Raw genomic sequence first — 23,609 nt, forward strand, 5'->3', positions numbered from 1 at the left:
CGTGGGTGAACGGAGGGTGACCGGGTGGTGGCGGGGTGGGGTGCGCCCCGTCCTGGCGCGGAGTTCAGGCGGTCTCGACCGTGTACTTGAAACCGAGATGTGACCCGATATACCCCAACTTCTCGTAGAAGCGGTGGGCGTCGGTGCGCGCGGCATCCGAGGTGAGCTGCACCATCGCTGCTCCGACCGCGGGTGCGGCCTGCTCGCCGACCCAGCGCATCACGGCCGACCCGATGCCCGACGACCGCAGGTCACTCTGCACCCGGACGGCCTCGACGAGCAGCCTCCGGGCGCCCCGACGCGCCATGCCCGGGATCGAGGTGAGCTGCAAAGTGCCGACGATCGCCCCGTCGAGCTCGACGACGAGCAGGTCGTTCGACGGCTCGGCGAGGATCTCGAGGAGCGCCTCGGCATACGCCGGCCGGTCTTCCGCCGAGGCGACATCGCCGCGCGCTGCACTGATCGGGTCGTCGGCGAGCAGGGCGATCACGGCATCCGTGTCGTCGGCCGTCGCGCGGCGCAACACCGCGCTCCCCAGGCGCGACGCGAACGGGTACGGCAGGGGGAGGGCCTCGATCATGGCTCCAGTCTGTCAGCGGGCGCGTCGCACGCTGACAGACTGGATGCCGGTGCACGCCCGAATCTCTGGAATCATGGCCGGGTGGATATCGGCACCGTGCTCGGACTCGAGCAGCTCACCTGGGGGATGCTGCTGCTCGTCGTCATCGCCGCCTTCGCCGCCGGCTGGATCGATGCCGTGGTCGGGGGCGGAGGGCTGTTGCAACTGCCCGCGCTGCTGCTCATCCCCGGGATCGCGCCGATCCAGGCGCTCGCGACCAACAAGCTCGCCTCGGTTTTCGGCACCGCGACCAGCAGCGTCACCTACTACCGGCGGGCGAAACCCGACATCCGCACCGCGATCCCGATGGCCCTCATCGCACTCGCCGGATCGTTCGGCGGGGCTGCGGTGGCCACGCTGCTGCCCGCCGCGGCGTTCAAGCCGATCATCGTCGTGGCCCTGCTCGCTGTCGCACTCTTCACCGCCTTCCGGCCGCAGATGGGCGCGGCGACCATGCTGCGCTTCCACGGGCACAAGCACCACATCATGGCCGGCGCGGCTGGTCTCGTGATCGGCTTCTACGACGGCATGATCGGGCCGGGAACGGGGACGTTCCTCGTGATCGCGCTCGTCGCGCTGCTCGGCTACGACTTCCTGCAGGCGAGCGCCAAGGCCAAGATCGTCAACCTCGCCACCAACCTCGGTGCGCTGCTGCTCTTCATCCCGCATGGCTCGGTGCTGTGGGTGCTCGGGGGGATTCTCGCGGTCGCCAACGTCGCGGGCAGCTACCTGGGGTCGCGCATGGCGATCTCGCGCGGCACGAAGTTCATCCGCGTGGTCTTCCTCGTCGTGGTGATCGCCCTGATCGCCAAGCTCGGCGTCGACGTGTGGAACGAGAACCTCGCCCCGGCGCTCGGACTGGTGCACTAAGTCGAGACAAGGCAAAGTCGGAGGTGCGCTCAGACATCTGACGTGAGTGCTGCACGATAAACCAGTTCCGACTTGGCTTGACGCGAGTGCGTTCGCTTGTTGGACTCGAAAGATGGTCTTCTTCACAGAGCTGCCCCCGGAATCTGCGCCCACTCCCATCCGGGCTGTTGAAGCCTCGCCCTGGCTTTATCCGCCGAAGGACGAGCTGCCCGTTGCGGTCCCGTTGGTCAGACGCCTCGCGAGGGTGCCGGGCGCGAGTCTCAGCTTGCGACGGGTCGATGTGTACCGTGCTGGCGTGGAGTTCGTCCTGCGGTTCGACATGGGCATAGAAGCGGGTCTTGATTCCGAGAGGGAGCAGCACCTGCGTGACCTTCTGCATCCGCGCGGGTTCCGCCCGGACCCGACGCGGCAGATGCGGCTTGGTGTGATGTTGTCGGACGGTTCTCGCGCGGATGCGACAGCTGACTCGCGTGGCCTTCCACGCGGTGTTGAGGAGCCGGACGGTCCCTCCTTGACGTTCTCCGGTGGCGGTGGCGAGGGTAGCGGGGATCGGTGGACGACCGAGTTTCGCGCCTGGTTGTGGCCGCTGCCTCCGAAGGGCGCGTTGACGCTCTACTACTTGTTCGAAGGAATCGGCATCGAAGAGGGCTCCCTCGAGGTCGAGGCCACCGAATTGAGGGAGGCGAGTCGCAGCGTCCTGGACGTCTGGACTCCCTGACACCCGCACGCACAAGACGTCATCATGCGACGAGGCCAGGCGGGTCAGCCAGCGAAACGCCAGCGCCCACCCCGTGCCATCGCAATCCGGGTGGTTCTTGGTTGTCAACTCGTCGCGGGAGCGACCGATCGCATAGTAAGGCTGCTCCGACCCGAACTTCGTGTAATTCTGCGAGCCCCCGCGGCGCGCCGGAGGGTCGCACCGTGCTGGTGCACACGGACGATCGTGGAATCGATTGAGGTCACCCCATGGATCCTTCGACGGGCTCAGGGGCCGAGCAACGCGACAGGCCCAGCACCCGGAACCGGGTTGCTGAGCCTGTCGAAGCATCCCCCGCACGGGGGCAGAGGGTCAGGCCTCGTCGTCCTCCGGCTCGTAGTCGACGCCGGCCTCGGCGCGCTGCTCGGCCGAGATCGGAGCGGGCGCGGCCGTGAGCGGGTCGTAGCCGTTGCCCGACTTCGGGAACGCGATGACCTCGCGGATGGACTCGGTCTTCGTGAGGTGCTGCAGCACGCGGTCCATGCCCAGCGCGATGCCGCCGTGGGGCGGCGCGCCGAACTTGAACGCGTCGAGCAGGAAGCCGAACTGCTCATCGGCCTGCTCGTCGCTGATGCCCATGACCTCGAAGACCCGCTTCTGGATGTCTTCGCGGTGGATGCGGATCGAGCCGCCACCGAGCTCGGAGCCGTTGCACACGATGTCGTACGCGTAGGCGAGGGCCGATCCGGGGTCGGTGTCGAACGTCGCCTCGAACTCCGGCTTCGGTCCGGTGAACGCGTGGTGCACGGCGGTCCAGGCTCCGGCGCCGACGGCCACGTCGCCCGAGGCCACGGCATCCGCCGCCGGCTCGAACATCGGGGCGTCGACCACCCAGGTGAAGGCGAACTCGTCGGGGTTCAGGTAGCCCAGGCGGCGACCGATCTCGACGCGGGCGGCACCGAGGAGGGCGCGACTCTCCTTCGTGGCGCCCGCGGCGAAGAACACGCAGTCCCCGGCCTCGGCGCCGACGAGCTCGGCGAGACCCGCCTGCTCGGCCTCGGACAGGTTCTTGGCGACGGGGCCGCCGAGCGTTCCGTCCTCGTTGAAGAGCACGTAGGCGAGACCGCGGGCGCCGCGCTGCTTCGCCCAGTCCTGCCAGGCGTCGAGCTGCTTGCGGGGCTGGCCCGCGCCGCCGGGCATGCGCACGGCGCCGACGTACTCGGCCTGGAAGACGCGGAACGTGGTGTCGGCGAAGTACTCGGTCGCCTCGACCAGCTCGAGGCCGAAGCGCAGGTCGGGCTTGTCGGAGCCGTACTTCGCCATCGCGTCGGCATAGGTCAGGCGCGGCAGCGGGGTCTGCACCTCGACGCCGATCGTCTTCCACATGGCGACGACGAGCGACTCCATCAGGCGGATGACGTCTTCCTGGTCGACGAAGCTCATCTCGATGTCGAGCTGCGTGAACTCGGGCTGGCGGTCGGCGCGGAAGTCCTCGTCGCGGTAGCAGCGCGCGATCTGGAAGTACTTCTCGACGCCGCCGACCATGAGCAGCTGCTTGAAGAGCTGCGGCGACTGGGGCAGGGCGTACCAGCTGCCCGGGCTCAGGCGCGCGGGCACGAGGAAGTCGCGGGCGCCTTCCGGCGTGGAGCGCGTGAGCGTCGGGGTCTCGACCTCGGTGAAGTCGTCGGCGTGCAGCACGTCGCGGATCGCCTTGTAGACGTCGGAGCGCAGGCGCAGGGCGGATGCCGGGGCCGGACGGCGCAGGTCGAGATAGCGGTACTTGAGGCGCGCCTCCTCGCCGACGGTCTCGCTGTCGGCCAGCGCCGTCGAGACCTGGAAGGGGAGGGGAGCGGACTCGTTGAGCACCTCGACGGTGGTCGCGATGAGCTCGATCTCGCCGGTGGGCAGGTTCGGGTTCGCGTTGCCCTCGGGGCGGCGCGACACCTCGCCCGTCACCTTGAGGACGAACTCATTGCGCAGCGGGTGGGCGATCTCCTCGTCGCGGATCACGACCTGGGCGATGCCCGACGCATCCCGAAGATCGATGAACGCGACTCCTCCGTGATCACGACGGCGATCGACCCACCCCGCGAGGGTGACGGTCTGACCGATGTGCTCGGCTCGCAGTGAGCCTGCCGAGTGGGTGCGAAGCACGGAGTATTCCTTCTGTTCTGTGAACGGGCGAACCCGCCCATTCTACGGGGGCGCGCGGCGTGTCTCCGGCGGGCGGAGGGGATCAGTAGGGTGGCAGGGAAAAGGAAGGTGCTCCCATGGAACTCGCCCTCGTCCCCGCCGCCGATGTACCGGTCGTCCCCGATTTCGTCTCCGCGTTCTTCTCGGGAACCACGAGCGTCATCGGCATCATCTTCTACGTGCTGCTGGCGATCGCCTGGTGGAAGGTGTTCACGAAGGCCGGGTATCCGGGCATCCTCGCGCTGATCCCGATCGTCAACGCGATCTTCCTGCTGCGCATCGCCGGGATGTCGGGCTGGTGGGTGCTGCTCTATCTGGTGCCGATCGCCAACGTCATCCTCGCGATCGTCGTCGCGGTCAAGGTGGGCGATCGCTTCGGCAAGGGTGGTGCGTTCTCGTTCTTCCTGCTGTTCCTGATCCCGTTCATCGGGTACTTCATCCTCGGGTTCGGGGACTCCCGCTACCGCAAGGCCTGACGTGCCGGCATCCCGTCTGCACCTCGTCCGTCACGGCGAGGTCCACAATCCCGGCCGCGTGCTCTACGGCCGTCTGCCCGACTTCCACCTCAGCGACGACGGACGGCGCATGGCGCAGTCGGCGGCCGAGCACGTCGCCGGTCTCGGTCGCGACGTCGAGGCCCTGCGGTGCTCGCCGCTGGAGCGCACGCAGGAGTCGGCCGCTCCGTTCGCCGAGCGCTTCCACCTCGAGCCGGTGCTCGACGAACGCGTCATCGAGCCGACCAACGTCTTCGAGGGCACGCAGATGCGCCGCTCGCTCATGAACCCGCTCAACTGGTGGCATCTGCGGCAGCCGTCTGTGCCCAGCTGGGGCGAGCCGTACGTCTCCGTCGCCGAGCGCATGCGCGCCGCGATGGACGAGCTCTGGCACACCACCGAGGCGGGCGACGCGGTGATCGTGTCGCACCAGGCACCGATCTGGATCACACACCTGTCGGTCGCCGGACTCCCGCTGCGGCACGATCCGCGCACCCGGCGCTGCGCCCTGTCGAGCGTGACCTCGTTCGAGCGGGTCGGCGACGTGTGGCGTGAGGTCGACTACGCCGAACCCGCGGCGACGGGCGGCGCGGTCGACGTCGGCGCCGTCTGAGGCATCCCGTTCATGGCCCTGGGAGCTACGCGCCCTCGGCCATGAGCGACTGGATGTGACCGACGGCGGCGAGCTGACCCGCCGCGACCGCCAGCGCGACCGCGGCCATCGCGCCGGGCAGCGAGGCCCGATGTGCGATGTCGCCCGCCGCCGACACCCCGGCGACGGACGTGCGGCCGAAGTCGTCGATCTCGATCGCGCCGGACGGGAGCATCGCGAGTCCCTGCTCGGCGAACGGGGCGCGCTGGCGCGAGACCACCGAGGCGACGAAGATGCCGGCGACAGATGCTTCGCCCTCCGCCGTGGTCAACGTCACCGTCTCTCCCTCCCGCGCGATCGACAGAGGTGACGAGGGGGCGACGACGGCGCCGAGCGCCTCGAGGGTCGCGCGATCCTCCTCCGGGAAGGAACCCTCGGTGGGGAAGACCGTGATCGACGACACGATCCGGCCGAGCAGCCCGATCAGATGGGCGGCGCGGGCGGCCTCGCCGATCACGGCGATCGGCTTGTCCGCATGCTCGTGCCCGTCGCAGAACGGGCAACTGAACGCGCCGGCGCCCCACAGCTCCTGCAGTCCGGGGATCGCCGGCAGTTCGTCGGCCATGCCGGTCGCGAGCACGATGCGTCGAGCCACCACCGTGCCGCCGTCGGCGAGTTCGACGGTGAACGCCCCCTGCTCTCCATCGACCCGCTCGACGCGGGCATCGCGCACCTCGACGTCCGCGTACTCCGCGAGCTGGGCGCGGGCGATCGCGCGGAAGTCGGCGGGCGGGGTGCCGTCGTTCGCGGCGACGTTGTGCATGTGCAGCACCGTGCCGTTGCGGTACTCGCCCGAGTCGAGCAGCAGCGCCGAGCGGTGCATCCGTCCCAGCGTCAGCGCCGCCTGCAGGCCCGCGGGGCCTGCGCCGATCACGATCACGTCGTACATGAGGGGTCCTTCCGACCGGTGGATCTTGTGTTCGCGATCAGTCTGTGACTTCATGTCGGGATGAAGTCAAGCGACGGGGCGCGAGGTTGACATCACTAGTTCGGCTAGTAATCTAGTTTTGCGAGCATTGTCCGGATGTTCGCACCACACGGAGGGAGCGGGACATGATCGAACGGGAAGAGATCGCTGCGAACGAGGATGGCGCGGGCGCCGAGGGGGAGCGCTTCGGGAAGTGGTTGTCCCTGATCAATCAGGAGGACTGAGGTGAGCACCGCGGAGGCTCCCGCCACCATCTGGAACGCGATCGATCAGTCGTACGCGCTCGACGTCGCCCGCGCCGTGGAGCGCGTGCGCGTCGCAGAGGACCAGCTGGCGCGTCGACGTCAAGCGTCGTGTGGACCGAGTCCACTGCTTCGCGAGATCACCCGGCTCATCGCCGAGGCCGACCATCGCAACGAGGCGATCACTCCCGGTGACCTCGCGTCCGAGTTGCAGGTGACGACCGCCGCGATCTCGAAGGCGCTCGAGAAGCTCGAGACCGCGCGGGTCATCACCACGCAGCGGAACCCCGCGGACAGTCGCTCGAAGCTTCTCGTTCCCCTGCGGCGGATCGATCCCTCCGAGGGGCTCGACGCCACGGCGGTCGCCGTCCACCGGATCGCGACGGACCTGAGCGCCGAGCAGTCGGCGGTGGTGAGCGACTTCCTCGAGAAGGTCGCCGACCTCATCACGAGGGAGTGCCGGGACTGACGGCGTCGCTTCGGCGGTCGAGCGGCGGACCTTGCGTCCACGCTCCGTTTGTGACTTCATGTTGGGATGAAGTCACATGCCGAGCATCCGTGGTCCGTCGGCGATGTCGCCGCCCGCGTCGATCTGCCCACCAACGTGCTGCGCCACTGGGAGTCGGTCGGACTGCTGACCCCCGCTCGCGACGACGCCGGCCGCCGTCGGTACGGCGAGGACGACGTCGTGCGTATCGCCGTGATCCAGCGCAGCAAGGCCGCGGGCATGACGCTCGATCAGATCGCGGTGCTGCTCGACGACAGCAGTTGGGGGCGCCATCAGGTGCTGCAGTCGCACATCGACGACATCGACCGCCGCATGGAGGAGATGCGTCGCTCGCGCGAGATGACCGAGCACGCGCTGCGCTGCCGCTCGCACGACATCGCCACCTGCCCGCGCTTCCGGGCGGGCGTCGACGACGTGCTGTCGCGGTTCTGAGGGGCTCCGGTGACGGCTCCCGTATCCGGCCTAACCATAGGAACCTCGGCGTAAACTCGTAACCGTGCCACTCGCCTCGAGGATTCACCCGATCCGCAGCGGCCGCCCCTCCCGCACTCGCCGTTCCCGGCGTGCGGTCGGAGCCGCGCTCGCCGCGGTGCTTGCCGTCGGCCTGACCGCCTGTGCTCCGGATGCCGTGAGCGAGTCGTTCCTGAGCGGTGAGAACACCGGCTACGTCGCCGCCGATGGCGCGATCCAGGAGATCCCCGTCGCCGAGCGCGGCGAGCCGATCGACTTCTCGGGCGTCACCGAAGACGGCGAGGCCTTCGACAGCGCCGACATCGCGGGCCAGGTCACGGTCGTGAACTTCTGGTACGCCGGCTGCGCGCCGTGCCGCGTCGAGGCCGGCGATCTCGAGTCGGTGTGGCAGGAGTACGAAGACCAGGGTGTGTCGTTCGTCGGCATCAACACCCGCGATCAGGCCGACACGGCCAAGGCCTTCTCGACCGAGTTCGAGATCACCTACCCGAGCCTGATCGACGTCGACACCGCGCAGGCCAAGCTCGCCTTCGCGGCCGAGACGCCCATCCAGGCCACCCCCACCACTCTCGTGCTCGACAAGCAGGGCCGCGTCGCCGCCCGCATCATCGGGCCCATCGACGGGACCTCGATCCTGTCCACGCTCGTCAAGGACGCGCTCGCGGAGAGCGCGTGAATCCCCAGGACATCATCGGTTCGGGAGCGCTCTGGCTGGCGATCCCGGTCGCTCTGCTCGCCGGGCTCATCTCGTTCCTGTCGCCCTGCGTGCTGCCGCTCGTGCCGGGGTACCTCGGCTTCCTCGGCGGATCCGTGGCTCCCCGCCCGGTGAACGGCGCGACCGCGTCGACGGATGCCTCGGCCTCGGGTCGCGGTCGCCTCGTCATCGGCGTGCTCCTCTTCATCGCCGGCTTCAGTGCCGTCTTCGTCGCGATCACCTCTCTCGGCGGCGTCGCGAGTGTCTTCCTGATCCAGTGGGGCGAGCTCATCACGCGCATCCTCGGCGTCGTGATCATCCTCATGGGGCTCGTCTTCCTCGGGCTGTTCGGCTTCGCGCAGCGCGAGCTGCGCTTCCACATCGACGGCAAGTACGGCGTGATCGGGGCGCCGCTGCTCGGCATCGCCCTCGGGATCGGCTGGGCGCCCTGCCTCGGCCCCACCCTGACGGCGATCTTCGCCCTCTCCTTCAACGCCGGCGACCCGGTGCGCGCGGGGGCCCTCGGTCTCGCCTATTCCCTCGGCCTCGGCATCCCGTTCCTGCTCGTCGCCCTCGGCTTCGGTTGGGCGACCACGGCCATCGGATTCCTGCGCCGCCACATCCGCGTCGTCAACATCATCGGCGGCGTGCTGCTGATCGCCCTCGGCGTGCTGATGGTGACGGGGCTGTGGACCGACATCATGTCCCGACTGACGGCGGTGATGAGCAGTGTCATCCTCCCGCTCTGATCACGAGACGACCGAGAAGAAAACCCGGAAGAACGAGAGTGCCGTGAGCAGCAAGACGCCCAGGTCCAGCGATCCGCTGCGACCGTCCGACCACGTCGACGGCGACGACTCGATCACGCAGCCGCGCCTCGGTTTCGTCGGGTGGCTGCGCTGGGGCTGGCGCCAGCTGACCTCGATGCGCACCGCGCTGATCCTGCTGCTCGTGCTCGCGGTCGCCGCGATCCCCGGATCGATCTTCCCGCAGCGCATGGCCGACCCGAACGGTGTCACGCAGTGGCAGCGCGACAACCCCGATCTCTTCCCGATCCTCGACGGCCTCAAGCTCTTCGACGTCTATCTGTCGCCGTGGTTCTCGGCGATCTACCTGCTGCTGTTCACCTCGCTCGTCGGCTGCGTGATCCCGCGCATCCGGCACCACTGGAAGGCGCTCCAGGCCCGCCCGCCCCGCACGCCCGCGCGGCTGCAGCGGCTCGACGACTTCCGGGCCGTCACCCGCGACCTCTCCGCGACCGCGGGGAACGGCGAGAAGACGGATGCCGAGGCCGAGGCATCCGCATCGATCGCCGTCGCGACCAAGCAGCTCAAGGCACTCGGGTATCGGGTCGAGCGCTACGACCGTGGGCGCACCTTCTCCGTGTCGGCCGAGCGCGGGTACTGGCGCGAGACCGGGAACCTGCTCTTCCACCTCGCGCTCGTCGGCGTGCTGGTCACGGTCGCCATCGGCGGCGGCTTCGCGTATACCGGTCAGCGGGTGCTGGTCGAGGGCGAGACGTTCGCGAACACGCTCGTCGACTACGACTCGATGAACCGCGGACGCTTCGTCGCCGACGACGCCCTCGCGCCCTACTCGATGCGCCTCGACACCTTCGATGTCTCGTACACCCCGTTCGGCGAGGCGGGTTCCGGCCAGGCCGGCGACTTCTCGGCCAACGTCACGGTCAAGGAGAACGGGGAGGAGCGCACCGGCTCCATCAAGGTCAACGAGCCGCTGCCCGTCGCCGACGACGACATCTTCCTGCTCGGCAACGGTTACGCGCCCACCATCACGGTGCGCAACGCCGACGGCGACGTGGTGTTCACCAACAGCGTGCCGTTCCTGCCGCAGGACACCAACATGACCTCGCTCGGCGTGATCAAGGTCACCGACGGACTCCCCGAGCAGCTCGGCCTGCTGGGCTTCTTCTACCCGACGACCGCCGTGCTCGACACGGGCGCGTTCTTCTCGGCCTACCCCGCGCTCACCAACCCGACGCTCACGCTCGACGTGTACTCGGGCGACCTCGGCATCAACGACGGCACCCCGCGGTCGGTCTACGTGCTCGACACCACCGACCTCACCCAGCTCACCGGTCGCGCGGTCGACAAGGACTCGATCGAGCTCGCTCCGGGCGAGACCGCCGACCTGCCGAACGGCATGGGAACGGTCACCTTCGAGGACGAGTCGCCCGAGGGTGCGACCGACGCCACCCAGTCGGTCAAGCGCTTCGCCTCGCTGCAGATCCACCGCGACGAGTCCGGCGTCTGGGTGCTCGGCTTCGCGGTGCTCGCGCTCGGCGGACTCATGCTCGCGCTGTTCGTGCCCCGCCGCCGCATGTGGGTCAAGGCCACGGTCGAGGGTGACTCCGTCTCGCTCGAGTACGCAGGCCTCGCCCGCGGCGAGGACCCGACGATCGCGGTGGCGCTCGACGACATCGTCGCCGGCCACGGCCGCCTGCTCGATGCAGCCGGGGGTACGGTCGCCCGCGAACCCGCCGCCGACGACCTCACCGAAGATCTCGCGGATGCCGACCCGACGGCATCCGACTCCCCGAAAGTAGACTGACACCATGTTCGACCTCGAAGTGATCTCGCCGGTCCTGCTCTGGACCGCGATCGCGATCTACGCCGCGGCTTTCATCGCGTTCGCATTCGACCTCGCGCGCCGCTCGCAGATCTCCGCCGACGCGCAGACCGTGCGCGAGGCCGAGCTGGTCGGCGCCGGCGCGCGCGGGGGAGCGACGCTCACCGCCACCGGAAAGCCCATCGAGCCGAAGCCCCAGCGCTTCGTCATGGCGCGCATCGGCACCTCGCTCACCGTTCTCGCGTTCATCTTCCACCTCGGTGCGACCCTCACCCGTGGTTTCGCGGCCGGTCGCGTGCCGTGGGCGAACCTCTACGAGTTCGCGATGATCGGCACGCTGCTCATCATCGCCGTCTACCTGATCGTGCTGGTCAAGGTCGACCTGCGCTTCCTCGGCACGTTCATCACCGGCCTCGTGGTGGTGCTGCTGGGCCTGTCGTCGACGAACTTCTACGTCGAGGTCACGCCGCTCATGGACCCGCTCAAGAGCGTGTGGCTCGTGATCCACGTCTTCGTCGCCTCGCTGGGCACGGCGTTCTTCGCCCTCGCCTTCGCGCTCTCGGTCATCCAGCTCATGCAGTCGCGGCGCGAGCGCCTCGTCTCGGAGGGTGCGGCCAAGACCGGCCCCGGGTTCCTGCGCACGTTCCCCTCGGCCGAGCGCCTCGAGAGCATGGCGTACCGCTTCACGATCATCGGGTTCATCCTCTGGACCTTCACCCTCATCGCAGGTTCCATCTGGGCCTACTACGCGTGGAGCCGCTTCTGGGGCTTCGACGTCAAGGAGACCTGGACCTTCGTGATCTGGGTGCTCTACGCCGGCTACATCCACGCCCGTGCGACCCGCGGCTGGCGGGGGAACCCCTCGGCCTGGCTCGCGATCGTCGGCTTCACGGCCGTGCTGTTCAACTTCACGATCGTGAACGTGTTCTTCAAGGGACTGCACGCCTACTCCGGCATCAGCTGAGGCATCCGCCCCTGACATCCACGACGCCCCGTCTCCTTCCGGAGGCGGGGCGTCGTGCGTGCGGGTTCGAAAACGGAGATCGGATGCCGACGACAGGGCGTGTCGTTCGCACGACTCGCCGCCGCGCGGCCCGGACGTCTCCGTTTCCCGGGGCGGGGTGGGGGAACGAACGAACAGGGCGGATGCCGCGGCTCAGGTCGCGAGCACCGCCGTGGCCGAGGTCGTGCGGCGCAGGGCCACCGCGAGGGTGGTCGCGATGAGGGCGAGCACACCCCACACGACGAGGCCGGCGACGGCGGAACCGCTCCCGGCGATCAGTCCCGCGAATGCGGGTGAGGTCGGAAGCGCGGCGCCGAGGCCCGCGAGCCAGTCCGGCACGGTCGAGATCAACCCGGTCGCGACGGCCAGCACGCCGATCAGGGCGCTGACCCACCGTCCGACTCCGCCGAAGATCGCGACGAGCGCCTGGTTCACCGCGGCGAAGACGACACCCGCGAGCACGGCGGTGCCCGCGAAGGTCCACCAGGCGGCCGCATCGTACGAGGCGACGAACTGCACGATGATCGAGACCAGCAGTCCCTGTCCGGCGCCGATCAGCGCGGCGGGCCAGAAGGAGCGCAGTGTGAGCGTCGGCGACGAGCGGCGCGACGTCAGGGTGCGGGCGGTGTGCGCGCGCATCACGATGAACGATGCCAGGCCACCGAACCACAGCACCACCGCGGCGAGCAGCGGGATGGCGGTGGGGCCGAAGATCGTGTCCATCGACGAGGTCGACTCGACCGGGTCGGCGATCACCGAGGCGATCGACGTCGACTCGGAATCGCTGAACGAGGGGAGCGAATCGGATGCCGTGCGCAGACCACCGGCGAGGTCGCCCGCGCCGGTCGCGAGGGTGTCGAGGCCCGTCGCGAGTTCGGTGGCGCCGGTCGCCAGTTCGGTCGCGCCGCTCGAGAGCTGGCCCGCGCCGGTCGCCAGCGCGCGGGCTCCCGCGGCCGACTGGTCGACTCCCTCGGTCGCGAGCTGGTTGAGCCCGGCCGAGATCTGGCTGGCGCCGGAGCCTGCCTCGTTCATGTTGGTCGCCAGGGTGGATGCCGCGGCCGGGAGGCCCGTGGACACCGGGGAGAGGTAGGCCGATGCCGTACCGGCGGCGGTCGCGGAGGTTGCGGCGGACGTCGCCACCTCGCCGAGCTTCGTGCAGAAGTCCGGGTCGGTGACCGACGTCGCGCAGGTGGCGGCGAGCTTGCCGAGTTCTGTGGCCGTCTTGGCCGACTCCGAGGCAGCCGTGTCGAGGAAGGGGGCCCCGCCCTGCGCGGCTCCGACGAGCTTGGCGAAGTCTCCGTTCGGATCGTTCAGCGCGGCCGCCCCACCGGTCAGCCCCGCCCCGAGCTCGCCCGCGGCGCCGGCGAGCTGCCGCGTGTTCGTGGCGATCGTGTCGAGACCGGTCGCCAGCGACGTGGCGCCGGTGCCGAGGTCACCCGCGCCGGTCGCGAGCTGGGTGGCGCCGTCGGGGATCGCGGCCGCGCCGGTCGCGGCATCCCGTGCGCCGTTCGCGAGGTCGAGTGCACCGGAGGCGGCCTCGCCGATCTGATCGCCGATCGTCGTGAAGCCGACCAGGATGTTCTCGGTCGTGGCCTCCGACAGCGTGGTGCCGAGCATGGACGCCGCGACGTTCGCGATCTGCCCCGTGATGAGGTCGTCGGCGACGAGACCGTCGTCGGGCGTGGTGACCTCGATCGTCGCCTTCTCGGGCGTGCCCTCGCCCTCGGAGATCGTGCGCCCGGCCGAGGTGGCCGCCGAGGAGAAGTCCTCGGGGATGGTGATGACTGCCTGGTAGTCGCCGTTCGCGAGACCTTCGGCGGCGTCGTCCTCGTTGGAGATCACCCAGGTGAGGTTCGAGTCGAGGTCGTCCGACCCCTCCACGAGTCCGGACGCGAGCTGACGCCCGAGGGGCGTGACCTGTCCGTCGATCTCGACCGGCTCGTCGAGGTTCACGATCGCGGCGGTCATCGAGTCCAGGCGCTCGGTCGGATTCTGGAGAGCGGTGACGAGGATGCCGCCGATCGCCGCCGGCAGCAGCAGTATGCCGAGGATCGTCAGCCACGTGATGGGCTTGCGGGAGCGTGCGCGCTCGATGGGGAGGGTCATGCGGTCACCTCGGTGGTTGCGGTCGCCCGTCGCGGGGCGCGGGTGTCGAGAAGGTTCGCGTCGGGCCAGCCGGCCTCCGCGAGGATCGTGCGGGCGGTCGCCGCATCGGACGCCGTGGCGAAGACGGCCAGGGAACGTGTGGCCGCGGCATCCCGCAGCATCGCCGTCACCTGGTCGCGTCGGCCTCCGGACAGTCGGTCGATGCCGTCGACGACCACGACCTCCGAGCGCCCGCGCAGGGCCTCGGCGAGGTCGTCGAGCGCGGCATCCGCATCGTCGACGATCACGCAGCCGACGTGCGCCCGCACCCAGGCGGCCCGGCCGGGGAGCAGGTGCCCGACGACGCGGAGTCGCCCCTCGTCGGCGGTCACGCGACCGGCGACGGCCAGAGCGAGGGCCCGCCGCTCACGGGCGTCGCCACCGGTCGCGATCAGCGCTTCGCCCGGAGCGACCCGGAACGACAGGGCTTCCACGACCGGTGCGTCGGTGCTGACCGTGAGCTCGTCGGCCGCGACGACCGAGCCGTCGCCCGGCCACTCGGCCAGATGGCGTTCGCGCTCGACGGCCTCGCCCTCGATGTCGACGCGGGGGAGGATGCGCTCGAGCCAGGCGGGGATCTGCCAGGCGTGTTCGCCGAGGATCGCCATGAGGGCGGGGATGAGCGTCATGCGCACGAGGAATGCGTCGATCGCGATGCCGGCGGCGAGGCCCAGCGCGATCGGCTTGAGAGACGAGTCGCCCTCCGGCACGAACGCGACGAACACCGCGAACATGATGAGTCCGGCGGCTGTGACGACCTTCGCCGATCCCGTGAAGCCGCTGCGGACGGCGCGCTGAGCGGCGGCCCGGCGTTCGGCGCGCGAGGCGGAGCGCGAGGCGCGATCGTGCACGAAGTCCTCGCGCATGCGCGAGACGAGGAAGACCTGGTAGTCCATCGCGAGGCCGAAGAGCACCCCCATGAGCACGATCGGCATGAAGCTGATGATCGGGCCGACCTTCGCCACGTGCAGCAGATCGGCGAACCAGCCCCACTCGAACACCGCGCCGACCACGCCGAAGGCGGCGACGATCGAGAGCAGGTAGCCGAGGGCCGCCGTCACGGGCACCCACAGCGAGCGGAACACGATGGTGAGGAGCACGAGCGACAGCCCGATCACGAAGATCCCGAAGGGCAGCAGAGCGCCTCCGAGCTGGTCGGAGATGTCGATCCCGACCGCCGTGAACCCGGTGACCTTGAGGTCGATGCCGAACTCGTCGAGCCACTCGTCGTGGTGCGAGCGAAGTTCGCGCACGAGGTCGGCGGTGGCGGGGTCGTCGGGCGCGGTCTCGGGGATGATCTGCACGATGCCGGTGTCGGCCGTCTCGTTCGGGGTCGAGAGCGCGACGTCCTTCACCCCGTCGATCTTCGCGACCGCGTCGCCGAGGTCGTCCATCAGCCCGACCGGATCGGTGGAGGTGACGATCGTTCCGGTGAGGATGAGGGGGCCGTTGAAGCCGGGACCGAACTCCTCGCCCACGATGTCGTAGCTCTGCCGGGCCTCGGAGTCCTTCGGCAGCACGCCGGCGTTGGGGAGGGCGAGGTCGAGGCTGAGGGCGGGCACCGCGACGACGCCGAGACCGAGCACGACGGCGATCGACACGAGCACCGGATGCTTCGTCACACCGCCGACCCAGCGCTCGCTGAACGCCCGGCGGGGGGCGCGCGCGGATCCGTCCTTCTTCGTCGCGGCGCGCTCCCGCCGGGGGCGGCCGACGATGCGGCCCTTCATGAAGCCGAGCACGGCGGGAGTGAGGGTGACCGCGATGGCCACGGCGATCGCGACGGCGACGGAGGCGGCGATGCCCATCGTCGTCAGGAACGGGATGCCGGCGAAGCCGAGCCCGATCAGGGCGATGAGCACGGTGATCCCGGCGAAGACGACGGCCGAGCCGGCGGTGCCGACGGCGCGGGATGCCGATTCCTCGGGGTCGACGCCGGCGCGCACCTGATCCTGATGCCGGGCCATGATGAACAGCGCGTAGTCGATGCCGACGGCCAGGCCCAGCATGAGGGCGAGGAGCGGGGTGGTCGACGAGACGGTGGCGAAGGCGGTGGCGGCGAAGATGCCCGCCATCGAGATCCCGACGCCGAGGATGGCGGTGAGCAGGGGGAGACCGGCGACCACGAACGAGCGGAACGTGACGATGAGCACGAGGAGCGCGATGATGAGGCCGACCGCTTCGGTCGGTGTGATGCCCGGGATCTCGGTCGCGAAGAGGTCGCCGCCGAGTGCGGTCTGCGAACCGTCCGGCAACGCCGCGCGGAGATCGTCGACCACGGCGCTCAGCTCGTCCTTGGTCGCCTCCGAGACGTCGGTCGACTGACCGTCGAACTGCAGGCGCACGATCGCGGCGGTGTCGTCGTCGTTGATCATGCCGTCGACCATCTCGTCGTAGGGCGATGTGACGGCGAGCACGTCGTCGATGCCGCCGAGTTCGTCGACGGCATCCTCGATGTGCGCGCGATAGTCGTCGTCGGTGACCTGATCGCCGTCGGCGGCGACGACGACGAACTGCGCGTTCGTGCCGCTCACCTGCGGGAACGAACGGGAGAGCTGCTCGAGGCCGGCCTGCGATTCGGTGCCGGGATCGAGAACGTGTTGTCCGTGCCGGAGCCGAGCACAAGTGCCCCGGAGCCCGCGAGGCCGAGCACGAGCAGCCACGAGCCGAGCACGCGCCAGGGGTGCCGGAACGACCAGCGACCGAGTGAGGACAGGAGAGTGGACACGCGGGTTCCTCCGGAGGATGGGGGATGAGGTGGATACACAGGTGTATCCAATACATAGATGTATCGTAAGGTCGCCCGCATTCGGAAATCTGTGTGCGGGGTGTGAGAATCGTCACGATCGCGAACACCAGGAGGTTTCGATGTCGATACCGGCAACCCGGAGTCGTGAGAACACGCGCGCCCGCCTGCTCGAGGCGGCCGAGCAGCTCTTCGCGGAGGTCGGCCTCGACGGCGCCTCGGTGGAGGCGGTCTGCGAGCGCGCCGGCTTCACGCGCGGGGCGTTCTACTCGAACTTCGAATCGAAGGACGAGCTCTTCCTGATGCTCGCCGGACGTGTCGCCGAGACCCGTGTGAACGCGGTGCGCGAGCGCGTGACCGAGATCACCGCCGAGGGCGGCCTGGTGCCCGGCTGCGATCCGACCGACCTGTTGCAGAAGGTGATGGACTCCGGCAGCGACGACCGCATGGGCGTGATGCTCATGAGCGAGATCCGCATCCGCGCGCTCCGCGACGCCCAGTTCGGAGCGGCGTATCTGGCCCAGGAACGCGAGATGGTCGGCAGCATCGCGCAGATCGTCACGGACATCGTCGACGCCGGGGAGCTGCGGCTGCGCGTGCCGGCCGAGGTCGCCGGACGCATCCTCATGATCGTCTGGGAGGGCATGACCGTGCGAGGCGCGATGGCCGGGCAGGACGACGCTCAGCTGCGCCGCGCGGGCAGCGAGGAACTCGGCCGACTGGTCGATCTGCTCCTGGTCTGACGGGTCTCAGCCCTCGTCGAGCACGCGGTAGCTGCGTTCGAGGCGCGCGAGCCACCAGTCGCGGCGGTCGTCGTCGGCGGCGAGGCGGTCGAGCGCGGCACCGTCCGGGGTGACGCGGTCGGCGCGGATCACCCCGTCGCGGGGGCGCCGATCGGCGACGTCGTCGAGGAAGAGCGATGCCGTCCCGAGGCCGCAGTCGTAGTCGAGGTGGGGGAGGGCGGCGGCGAGGGCGGCGCCCTGCGAGAGTCCGACGGCGGTGTCGAGGGCGCTCGACACGACCGCCGGAAGCCCGGTCGCGGCGATGAGCTGGAGGGCGTGGGTCACTCCGCCGAGCGGCTGCGCCTTCACGACGATGAGGTCGGCGGCCCCGGCGCGCGCCACGGCCAACGGGTCGGACGACTTGCGGATGCTCTCGTCGGCGGCGACCGGGATGCCCAGGTACTTCACGCGGGTGCGCAGCTCGGCGAGCTCCTCGACCGTCGCGCACGGCTGCTCGACGTACTCGAGATCGAACTCGTTGAGCGCGTGCACGGCGTGCTCGGCCTCGTCGACGTTCCAGAGGCCGTTCGCATCGACGCGGATGCGGCCCTCCGGTCCCATCGCCTCGCGCACGGCGCGCACGCGGGCGATGTCGTCGGCGAGCGTCTGCCCGGGTTCGGCGACCTTGACCTTGGCGGTCCGGCATCCGGAGAACCGCGCGAGCACGTCGGTCACGCGCGCGGCCTCGACCGCGGGGATCGTGGCGTTGACGCGGATGCCGTCGCGCAGGGGTGCGGGCTGCGGGCGCCAGGCGAAGTCGATCGCCGCGGCGAGCCAGGTGGCGGCCTCGGCATCCCCGTACTCGATGAAGGGCGAGAACTCGGCCCATCCCTCGGGGCCTTCGAAGAGGAGAGCCTCCCGGGTGTCGACGCCGCGGAATCGCGTGTGCATCGGCAGGGCGACCACGCGTGCGGTGGAGAGGATCTCGCTGAGTTCGGGCGTCATGGGTCTCATTCTCATCTCCCGCCGCCGTTCCCGTCGCACTTTCCGTCGGTCCGGCCGGATCTTTCCGACGGAAAGTGCGACGGGGGCGCAGCCGCGCGCGGGAATAGGGTGGAGAAGTGACCAGCGCATTCGTCTCCGACCTGTTCGACCCCGCCGAGTGGCAGCTCGCGCCCGGCGCCGAGGACTACACCGACATCACGGCCCACGTCTCGAACGACGGAGGCATCGCGCGCATCGCCTTCCACCGGCCGGAGGTGCGCAACGCCTTCCGCCCCCACACGGTCGACGAGCTCTATCGTGCGCTCGACATCGCCCGTCAGGACCCGCGCATCGGCGCGGTGCTGCTCACGGGCAACGGCCCCAGCGCGAAGGACGGCGGATGGGCGTTCTGCTCGGGCGGCGACCAGCGCATCCGGGGGCGCGACGGGTACAAGTACGCCGCCCCTTCGACAGGCTCAGGGATCGCGGGGGGAGGCTCAGGGACCACGGCTTCTCCTTCCCCCGCCTCGTTGGGCCGCCTGCACATCCTCGAGGTGCAGCGTCTGATCCGCTTCATGCCGAAGGTCGTCATCGCGGTCGTGCCCGGATGGGCGGCGGGAGGCGGGCATTCGCTCCACGTGGTCTGCGACCTCACGATCGCCAGCGCCGAGCACGGACGCTTCAAGCAGACGGATGCCGACGTCGGCAGCTTCGACGCCGGATACGGTTCCGCGTACATGGCCCGCCAGACCGGGCAGAAGATCGCCCGCGAGGTGTTCTTCCTCGCCGAGGAGTACTCGGCGCAGCGCGCCTATGAGATGGGCGCGGTCAATCGCGTGGTGCCGCACGCCGAGCTCGAGCGCGAGGCGCTCGCGATGGCCCGCACCGTGCTGACCAAGTCGCCGACCGCCATCCGCATGCTCAAGTTCGCGTTCAACGCCGTCGACGACGGACTCGTCGGGCAGCAGGTCTTCGCGGGCGAGGCGACGCGTCTCGCCTACGGCACCGACGAGGCCGTCGAGGGGCGAGATTCGTTCCTCGAGAAGCGCGACCCCGACTGGTCGTCGTTCCCCTGGCACTACTGAGGCACCGTCATGACCGTGCTGATCCCGATCGAGGCCGATGATCCGCAGCCGCTGAGTGTCGCGCTGCGGCGGGCGCTCGACGGGGGTCCGGCGCTCGGCTTCGGGATGCTCGCCGACGTGCCCGATCGGGTTCCGGTGGGCACGGCCGTCGTGATCGCGACCTCCGGGTCGAGCGGCATCCCCAAGCGCGTGGCGCTGAGCGCCGAGGCGCTGCGCACGAGCGCCGAGGCGACCGCCGACCGCATCGGATCGGGCCGCTGGCTGCTCGCCCTCCCGACGGGGTACGTCGCGGGTCTCCAGGTGCTCGTGCGTTCGATCCTCGCGGGCACCGAACCGGTGGCGCTGTCGGGCAGGTTCTCGCCCGAGGCGTTCGCGCACGCCACGCTGTCGATGCTGCGACACGGTGATGAGGCGCTGTACACCTCGCTCGTACCGGCCCAGGTGGCGACGCTGCTCGACGCGGCCGACGACGTCGCCGTGCGCGCCGCGCTGCAGGCCTACCGTTCGATCCTCGTCGGCGGGCAGTCCCTGCCCGAGCCGCTGCGGGAGAGGGCATCCGATCTGGGCGTGCGCCTCGTGCGCACCTACGGCTCCACCGAGACCAGCGGCGGGTGCGTGTACGACGGGGTCCCCCTCGACACCGTCTCGGTGCGCACCATCGACGGAGAGCTGCGCATCGCGGGGCCCATGCTCGCCGACGGCTACCTCGGCGACGACGAGCTGACCTCGCGGGTGTTCGTGCGCGACGAGCACGGCATCCGCTGGTATCGCACGGGCGACCTCGGTCTGGTCGAGAACGGGATCGTGCGGGTGCACGGTCGCGCCGACAACGTCATCGTCTCGGGCGGCATCAACATCTCCCTCGATCGCGTCGAGCGGATCGTGCGGCAGGTGCCGGGTCTCCATCAGGCCGTCGTGGTCGGCATCGACGACGAGCGGTGGGGCGAGGCATCCGTCATCGTCGCCGCCCGCGGCGAGGTGCTGCGCCGCAGCGAATCCGACCAGCTCGTGCACGCGCGCGACGCCGTCGCCGAGGCGCTCGGCAAGCACGCGCGTCCGGCGCGCCTGATCCTCGTCGACGAGATCGCGACGCTCGCCTCCGGAAAGCCCGACCGCGAGGCGATCCGCCGCATCGCCGCCGAACTGCGCTGAGGGGCGCTATCGCGGCCCGTGCCAGACTGGGGCATGGCCACGTACACGCACGGACATCACGAGACCGTTCTCCGTTCGCACAGTTCCCGCACGATCGCGAACTCCGCGGAGTATCTCCGCCCGCACCTGGATCCGGCCGCCCGCCTCCTCGACGTCGGCGCGGGCCCGGGCAGCATCACGGCCGAGTTCGCGACCGTCGTCGCGCACGTGACGGCGACGGAGATCGACGCGAACGCCCTCGTGCTCTCCCAGAACCTCGTCGCGGACCGCGGCCTCACGAACGTCGACTTCTCGATCGAAGACGTGCACGCGCTCTCGTTCGCCGACGACAGCTTCGACGTCGTGCACACGCACCAGGTGCTGCAGCACGTCGGCGATCCGGTGCAGGCCCTGCGAGAGATGCGACGAGTCACGGTGCCCGGCGGCATCGTCGCGGCGCGCGACGCCGACTACGCCGGGTTCATCTGGTTCCCGCTGCTGCCCGAACTCGACGAGTGGCTGCGGCTGTACCGCGCGGCCGCCCGGGCGAACGGGGGAGAGCCCGACGCCGGGCGACGCCTGCTCTCGTGGGCGCGCGCCGCCGGCTTCGACGACGTCAGGGCGACGGCATCCACCTGGTGCTACGCGACCCCCGAGGAGCGCGCGTGGTGGGGCGGCATGTGGGCCGACCGCATCCTCGAATCGGCGCTCGCGCGCCAGCTCGTCGACAGCGGCCTCGCGGGCCCCTCCGAGCTGCAGGCGATCAGCGACGCCTGGAAGCGATGGGCGGATGCCGGAGACGGCTGGTACCTCGTTCCGCACGGCGAGATCATCGCCCGGGCCTGACGGCCGGTCGCACTCGGGATACATCCCCAGACGGACGCGGCGCGCCCTTCGCTCGCGTAGCGTGAGAGCGTGTTCCGTCCCGTCTCCCGCACCTGGCTCGCCCTCGACATCGTCGGCGCGGTCATCGGTTTCGGTCTCACGGTCGGCATCCCCCTCGTGCCGGGCTCGGGCGGCCTCAGCGTCTGGATCGTCGACGGCGGGTGGTCGGTCACGGCCTACCTCGTCGTCGGAGCGATCGTCTGGGGCGCCGCCGCGATCGCCCGCCTGGCCCCGGCTCTGGCCCTCTGCGTCGCGTGGTTCGGTGCGCTCCTCCAGATGGCTGCGGGGCTGCCACCCGTACCCTTCGACTTCGGCGTGCTGGTCGTGCTGTTCGCGACGGCGGCCTGGGGCAGCCGACGACTGCTGTGGCTCGGCGGCGCCTCGGCGCTCGGCGGCGGGATCGTCGGCGGCGCGTACTTCGGGCTGGCGTGGTCGGGCGAACTGATCACCGACGCCGCGAGTGTGATGCGCGCCGCGCTCACCTCCGTGCTGCTCGGCTCGTTGTTCGTGCTGGCGATGGTGATGGCATGGGGAGCGGGACTGCTCTGGCGGGTCATCCTCGCCGGTCGCGCCACGCAGGTGGCGCGCGCGCAGGCCGAGACCGTGGCCGCCGAGGAGCAGGAGCGCGTGCGCATCGCCCGCGACATGCACGACGTGGTCGCGCACTCGCTCGCCGTCGTGATCGCGCAGGCCGATGGAGCCCGCTACGCCGCCGCAGCGAAGCCCGAGATGGCGACCGAGGCGCTGGGCACGATCGCGCAGACCGCCCGCGGTGCGCTGTCGGACGTGCGGATGCTCCTCACCCAGCTGCGTCACCGCCAGGGCGACGGACCGCAGCCCACGCTCGCCGACCTGGAGACGCTCTTCGCGCAGGTGCGGCACGCCGGCATCGAACCGCGGATCACGATCGACCCCGTGCCCCCGGGTGAGCCGCCCGCGGCCATCCAGCTCGCGGTCTACCGCATCCTGCAGGAGGCCCTCACGAACGCGATCCGCCACGGCGACGGAGCGGTCGACGTGCACCTGGCGTGGCTGCCCGACCGGGTCGAGATCCGGGTGGCGAACACCGTCGCGCCGGGGCCTGGGCCCGTGCAGCTGGGGCAGGGCGGGCACGGCCTGATCGGCATGCGCGAGCGCGCCCAGCTGGTCGGCGGTAGTCTGCATGCCGAGCGCCGGGGAGCGCAGTTCCACGTCTACGGCATGCTGCCGATCGGAGTCACGTCATGATCAGAGTCGTCCTCGTCGACGACCAGTCCCTCTTCCGCGCCGGTGTGCGGATGCTGATCGCCTCCCAGCCCGACCTCGAGGTCGTGGGCGAGGCCGGCGACGGGCGGGAGGCGCTCGATGTCGTGCAGCAGACCCGACCCGACGTCGTGCTCATGGACATCCGGATGCCGGTCATGGACGGCCTCACCGCGACCGCCGAGATCCTCCAGCGCCCCGACGCGCCGCGCATCGTGATGCTGACGACCTTCGACCTCGACGAGGCCGCGGCCCGGGCCATTCGTCAGGGGGCGAGCGGATTCCTGTTGAAGGACGCCGACCCCGAGTTCCTGCTCGCCGCCGTGCGCACCGTGCACGCGGGGTCGAGTGTGATCGCGGCATCCGCCACCCGTGAGCTGTTCGCGCACTTCGCGGATGCGCCGACCCCGGTTCCTCCGCAGTTCGCCGACCTCACCGACCGCGAACGCGAGATCTTCGCGCTCGCCGCACGCGGTCTGTCGAACGGTGAGATCGCGACGCGCGAGTTCCTCAGCGAGGCGACCGTCAAGACGCACATCAGCCGCATCCTCTCCAAGCTCAGCCTGCGCGACCGCGTGCAGCTCGTCGTGTTCGCGTTCGAGCACGGCCTCGCCTGAGATCCGCCTCGCCTGAGCACGGCCCCCGGCATCCTCCCTGCGGCATCGTCGGGATCATCCTCCAGGCGGAGGCGGATGCATCCGCCGGGCGA

At 70.1% G+C, this 23,609-nt stretch carries 21 protein-coding genes and 1 pseudogene; 16 read left to right on the forward strand and 6 right to left on the reverse strand.

The features are described 5' to 3' along the window. Window positions 1-64: 64 nt before the first annotated feature. Complete coding sequence (locus ACZ5Y9_RS05430) at window positions 65-580, reverse strand: GNAT family N-acetyltransferase (protein WP_247623252.1); 516 nt, start codon at window positions 578-580, stop codon at window positions 65-67. A gap of 126 nt (window positions 581-706) precedes the next feature. On the opposite strand from ACZ5Y9_RS05430, the gene ACZ5Y9_RS05435 reads away from it, so the two are divergent. After that, window positions 707-1,489, forward strand: coding sequence for a sulfite exporter TauE/SafE family protein (locus tag ACZ5Y9_RS05435; RefSeq protein ID WP_404598117.1), 783 nt, complete (start codon window positions 707-709; stop codon window positions 1,487-1,489). 295 nt (window positions 1,490-1,784) lie between these two features. After that, complete coding sequence (locus ACZ5Y9_RS05440) at window positions 1,785-2,207, forward strand: hypothetical protein (RefSeq protein ID WP_464472493.1); 423 nt, start codon at window positions 1,785-1,787, stop codon at window positions 2,205-2,207. 351 nt (window positions 2,208-2,558) lie between these two features. Here ACZ5Y9_RS05440 and aspS read toward each other — a convergent pair whose 3' ends face one another. Continuing rightward, on the reverse strand, window positions 2,559-4,340 hold the full coding sequence (gene aspS / locus ACZ5Y9_RS05445) for an aspartate--tRNA ligase (protein WP_464472494.1): 1,782 nt from the start codon (window positions 4,338-4,340) through the stop codon (window positions 2,559-2,561). Window positions 4,341-4,456: 116 nt separating this feature from the next. On the opposite strand from aspS, the gene ACZ5Y9_RS05450 reads away from it, so the two are divergent. Continuing rightward, window positions 4,457-4,855 (forward strand): DUF5684 domain-containing protein, encoded by a 399-nt coding sequence (locus ACZ5Y9_RS05450; protein WP_247623250.1) that lies wholly within the window; start codon window positions 4,457-4,459, stop codon window positions 4,853-4,855. A 1-nt stretch (window position 4,856) separates the two neighbouring features. Then, a complete protein-coding gene (locus tag ACZ5Y9_RS05455; protein ID WP_247623249.1) occupies window positions 4,857-5,486 on the forward strand; it encodes a histidine phosphatase family protein in 630 nt (209 codons plus the stop codon). Between the two features lie 25 nt (window positions 5,487-5,511). Here ACZ5Y9_RS05455 and ACZ5Y9_RS05460 read toward each other — a convergent pair whose 3' ends face one another. Next, entirely contained in the window at window positions 5,512-6,414 is a 903-nt protein-coding gene (locus tag ACZ5Y9_RS05460; RefSeq protein WP_464472495.1) for an NAD(P)/FAD-dependent oxidoreductase, read from the reverse strand. A gap of 264 nt (window positions 6,415-6,678) precedes the next feature. Between ACZ5Y9_RS05460 and ACZ5Y9_RS05465 the strand changes: the two genes are divergently transcribed. The 6 genes from ACZ5Y9_RS05465 to ccsB all read left to right on the forward strand — a co-directional run bounded on the left by ACZ5Y9_RS05465 (window position 6,679) and on the right by ccsB (window position 11,921). Next, the gene (locus tag ACZ5Y9_RS05465) at window positions 6,679-7,164 is read left to right on the forward strand and encodes a MarR family transcriptional regulator (RefSeq protein ID WP_247623247.1); all 486 of its coding nucleotides are present in this window, start codon (window positions 6,679-6,681) and stop codon (window positions 7,162-7,164) included. Window positions 7,165-7,230: 66 nt separating this feature from the next. Next, on the forward strand, window positions 7,231-7,635 hold the full coding sequence (locus ACZ5Y9_RS05470; protein WP_247623246.1) for a MerR family transcriptional regulator: 405 nt from the start codon (window positions 7,231-7,233) through the stop codon (window positions 7,633-7,635). A gap of 64 nt (window positions 7,636-7,699) precedes the next feature. After that, window positions 7,700-8,350, forward strand: a complete 651-nt coding sequence (locus ACZ5Y9_RS05475) for a TlpA family protein disulfide reductase (RefSeq protein ID WP_247623245.1) — start codon at window positions 7,700-7,702, stop codon at window positions 8,348-8,350. After that, complete coding sequence (locus ACZ5Y9_RS05480; RefSeq protein WP_247623244.1) at window positions 8,347-9,117, forward strand: cytochrome c biogenesis CcdA family protein; 771 nt, start codon at window positions 8,347-8,349, stop codon at window positions 9,115-9,117. Before ACZ5Y9_RS05475 ends, ACZ5Y9_RS05480 begins: the two co-directional genes overlap by 4 nt. A gap of 43 nt (window positions 9,118-9,160) precedes the next feature. After that, entirely contained in the window at window positions 9,161-10,939 is a 1,779-nt protein-coding gene (resB, locus tag ACZ5Y9_RS05485; protein WP_404597552.1) for a cytochrome c biogenesis protein ResB, read from the forward strand. 4 nt (window positions 10,940-10,943) lie between these two features. Then, window positions 10,944-11,921 (forward strand): c-type cytochrome biogenesis protein CcsB, encoded by a 978-nt coding sequence (ccsB, locus tag ACZ5Y9_RS05490; RefSeq protein ID WP_247623242.1) that lies wholly within the window; start codon window positions 10,944-10,946, stop codon window positions 11,919-11,921. Window positions 11,922-12,113: 192 nt separating this feature from the next. Here ccsB and ACZ5Y9_RS05495 read toward each other — a convergent pair whose 3' ends face one another. Beyond that, window positions 12,114-14,066, reverse strand: a complete 1,953-nt coding sequence (locus ACZ5Y9_RS05495) for a YhgE/Pip family protein (RefSeq protein WP_247623241.1) — start codon at window positions 14,064-14,066, stop codon at window positions 12,114-12,116. After that, window positions 14,063-16,833 (reverse strand): annotated as a pseudogene (locus ACZ5Y9_RS05500) (MMPL family transporter). Before ACZ5Y9_RS05500 ends, ACZ5Y9_RS05495 begins: the two are co-directional and overlap by 4 nt. A 140-nt stretch (window positions 16,834-16,973) precedes the next feature. Between ACZ5Y9_RS05500 and ACZ5Y9_RS05505 the strand changes: the two are divergent. Further along, the gene (locus ACZ5Y9_RS05505) at window positions 16,974-17,594 is read left to right on the forward strand and encodes a TetR/AcrR family transcriptional regulator (protein WP_247632797.1); all 621 of its coding nucleotides are present in this window, start codon (window positions 16,974-16,976) and stop codon (window positions 17,592-17,594) included. Window positions 17,595-17,600: 6 nt separating this feature from the next. On the opposite strand, the gene ACZ5Y9_RS05510 is transcribed toward ACZ5Y9_RS05505, so the two are convergent. Beyond that, the gene (locus ACZ5Y9_RS05510; protein WP_464472496.1) at window positions 17,601-18,578 is read right to left on the reverse strand and encodes an o-succinylbenzoate synthase; all 978 of its coding nucleotides are present in this window, start codon (window positions 18,576-18,578) and stop codon (window positions 17,601-17,603) included. A gap of 116 nt (window positions 18,579-18,694) precedes the next feature. On the opposite strand from ACZ5Y9_RS05510, the gene ACZ5Y9_RS05515 reads away from it, so the two are divergent. From ACZ5Y9_RS05515 to ACZ5Y9_RS05535, 5 genes are all read left to right on the forward strand, one after another. Then, entirely contained in the window at window positions 18,695-19,642 is a 948-nt protein-coding gene (locus ACZ5Y9_RS05515; protein WP_464472497.1) for a 1,4-dihydroxy-2-naphthoyl-CoA synthase, read from the forward strand. Between the two features lie 9 nt (window positions 19,643-19,651). After that, entirely contained in the window at window positions 19,652-20,794 is a 1,143-nt protein-coding gene (locus ACZ5Y9_RS05520) for an AMP-binding protein (protein ID WP_464472498.1), read from the forward strand. A gap of 33 nt (window positions 20,795-20,827) precedes the next feature. Continuing rightward, window positions 20,828-21,619, forward strand: coding sequence for a class I SAM-dependent methyltransferase (locus ACZ5Y9_RS05525; RefSeq protein ID WP_464472499.1), 792 nt, complete (start codon window positions 20,828-20,830; stop codon window positions 21,617-21,619). 69 nt (window positions 21,620-21,688) lie between these two features. Further along, complete coding sequence (locus tag ACZ5Y9_RS05530) at window positions 21,689-22,885, forward strand: sensor histidine kinase (protein WP_464472500.1); 1,197 nt, start codon at window positions 21,689-21,691, stop codon at window positions 22,883-22,885. After that, window positions 22,882-23,517, forward strand: a complete 636-nt coding sequence (locus ACZ5Y9_RS05535) for a response regulator (RefSeq protein WP_247623233.1) — start codon at window positions 22,882-22,884, stop codon at window positions 23,515-23,517. The genes ACZ5Y9_RS05530 and ACZ5Y9_RS05535 overlap by 4 nt, the downstream gene beginning before the upstream one ends. Window positions 23,518-23,609 lie beyond the last annotated feature (92 nt).

Source organism: Microbacterium sp. T3-8, from assembly GCF_055398145.1.

What these genes read in the sequence shown, in the direction of transcription:
- ACZ5Y9_RS05430 (WP_247623252.1), bottom strand. Translation starts at nt 580, where the DNA reads ATGATCGAGGCCCTCCCCCTGCCGTACCCGTTCGCGTCGCGCCTGGGG.
- ACZ5Y9_RS05435 (WP_404598117.1), top strand. Translation starts at nt 707, where the DNA reads ATGCTGCTGCTCGTCGTCATCGCCGCCTTCGCCGCCGGCTGGATCGAT.
- ACZ5Y9_RS05450 (WP_247623250.1), top strand. Translation starts at nt 4,457, where the DNA reads ATGGAACTCGCCCTCGTCCCCGCCGCCGATGTACCGGTCGTCCCCGAT.
- ACZ5Y9_RS05460 (WP_464472495.1), bottom strand. Translation starts at nt 6,414, where the DNA reads ATGTACGACGTGATCGTGATCGGCGCAGGCCCCGCGGGCCTGCAGGCG.
- ACZ5Y9_RS05470 (WP_247623246.1), top strand. Translation starts at nt 7,231, where the DNA reads ATGAAGTCACATGCCGAGCATCCGTGGTCCGTCGGCGATGTCGCCGCC.
- ccsB (WP_247623242.1), top strand. Translation starts at nt 10,944, where the DNA reads ATGTTCGACCTCGAAGTGATCTCGCCGGTCCTGCTCTGGACCGCGATC.
- ACZ5Y9_RS05495 (WP_247623241.1), bottom strand. Translation starts at nt 14,066, where the DNA reads ATGACCCTCCCCATCGAGCGCGCACGCTCCCGCAAGCCCATCACGTGG.
- ACZ5Y9_RS05505 (WP_247632797.1), top strand. Translation starts at nt 16,974, where the DNA reads ATGTCGATACCGGCAACCCGGAGTCGTGAGAACACGCGCGCCCGCCTG.
- ACZ5Y9_RS05510 (WP_464472496.1), bottom strand. Translation starts at nt 18,578, where the DNA reads ATGACGCCCGAACTCAGCGAGATCCTCTCCACCGCACGCGTGGTCGCC.
- ACZ5Y9_RS05520 (WP_464472498.1), top strand. Translation starts at nt 19,652, where the DNA reads ATGACCGTGCTGATCCCGATCGAGGCCGATGATCCGCAGCCGCTGAGT.
- ACZ5Y9_RS05525 (WP_464472499.1), top strand. Translation starts at nt 20,828, where the DNA reads ATGGCCACGTACACGCACGGACATCACGAGACCGTTCTCCGTTCGCAC.
- ACZ5Y9_RS05535 (WP_247623233.1), top strand. Translation starts at nt 22,882, where the DNA reads ATGATCAGAGTCGTCCTCGTCGACGACCAGTCCCTCTTCCGCGCCGGT.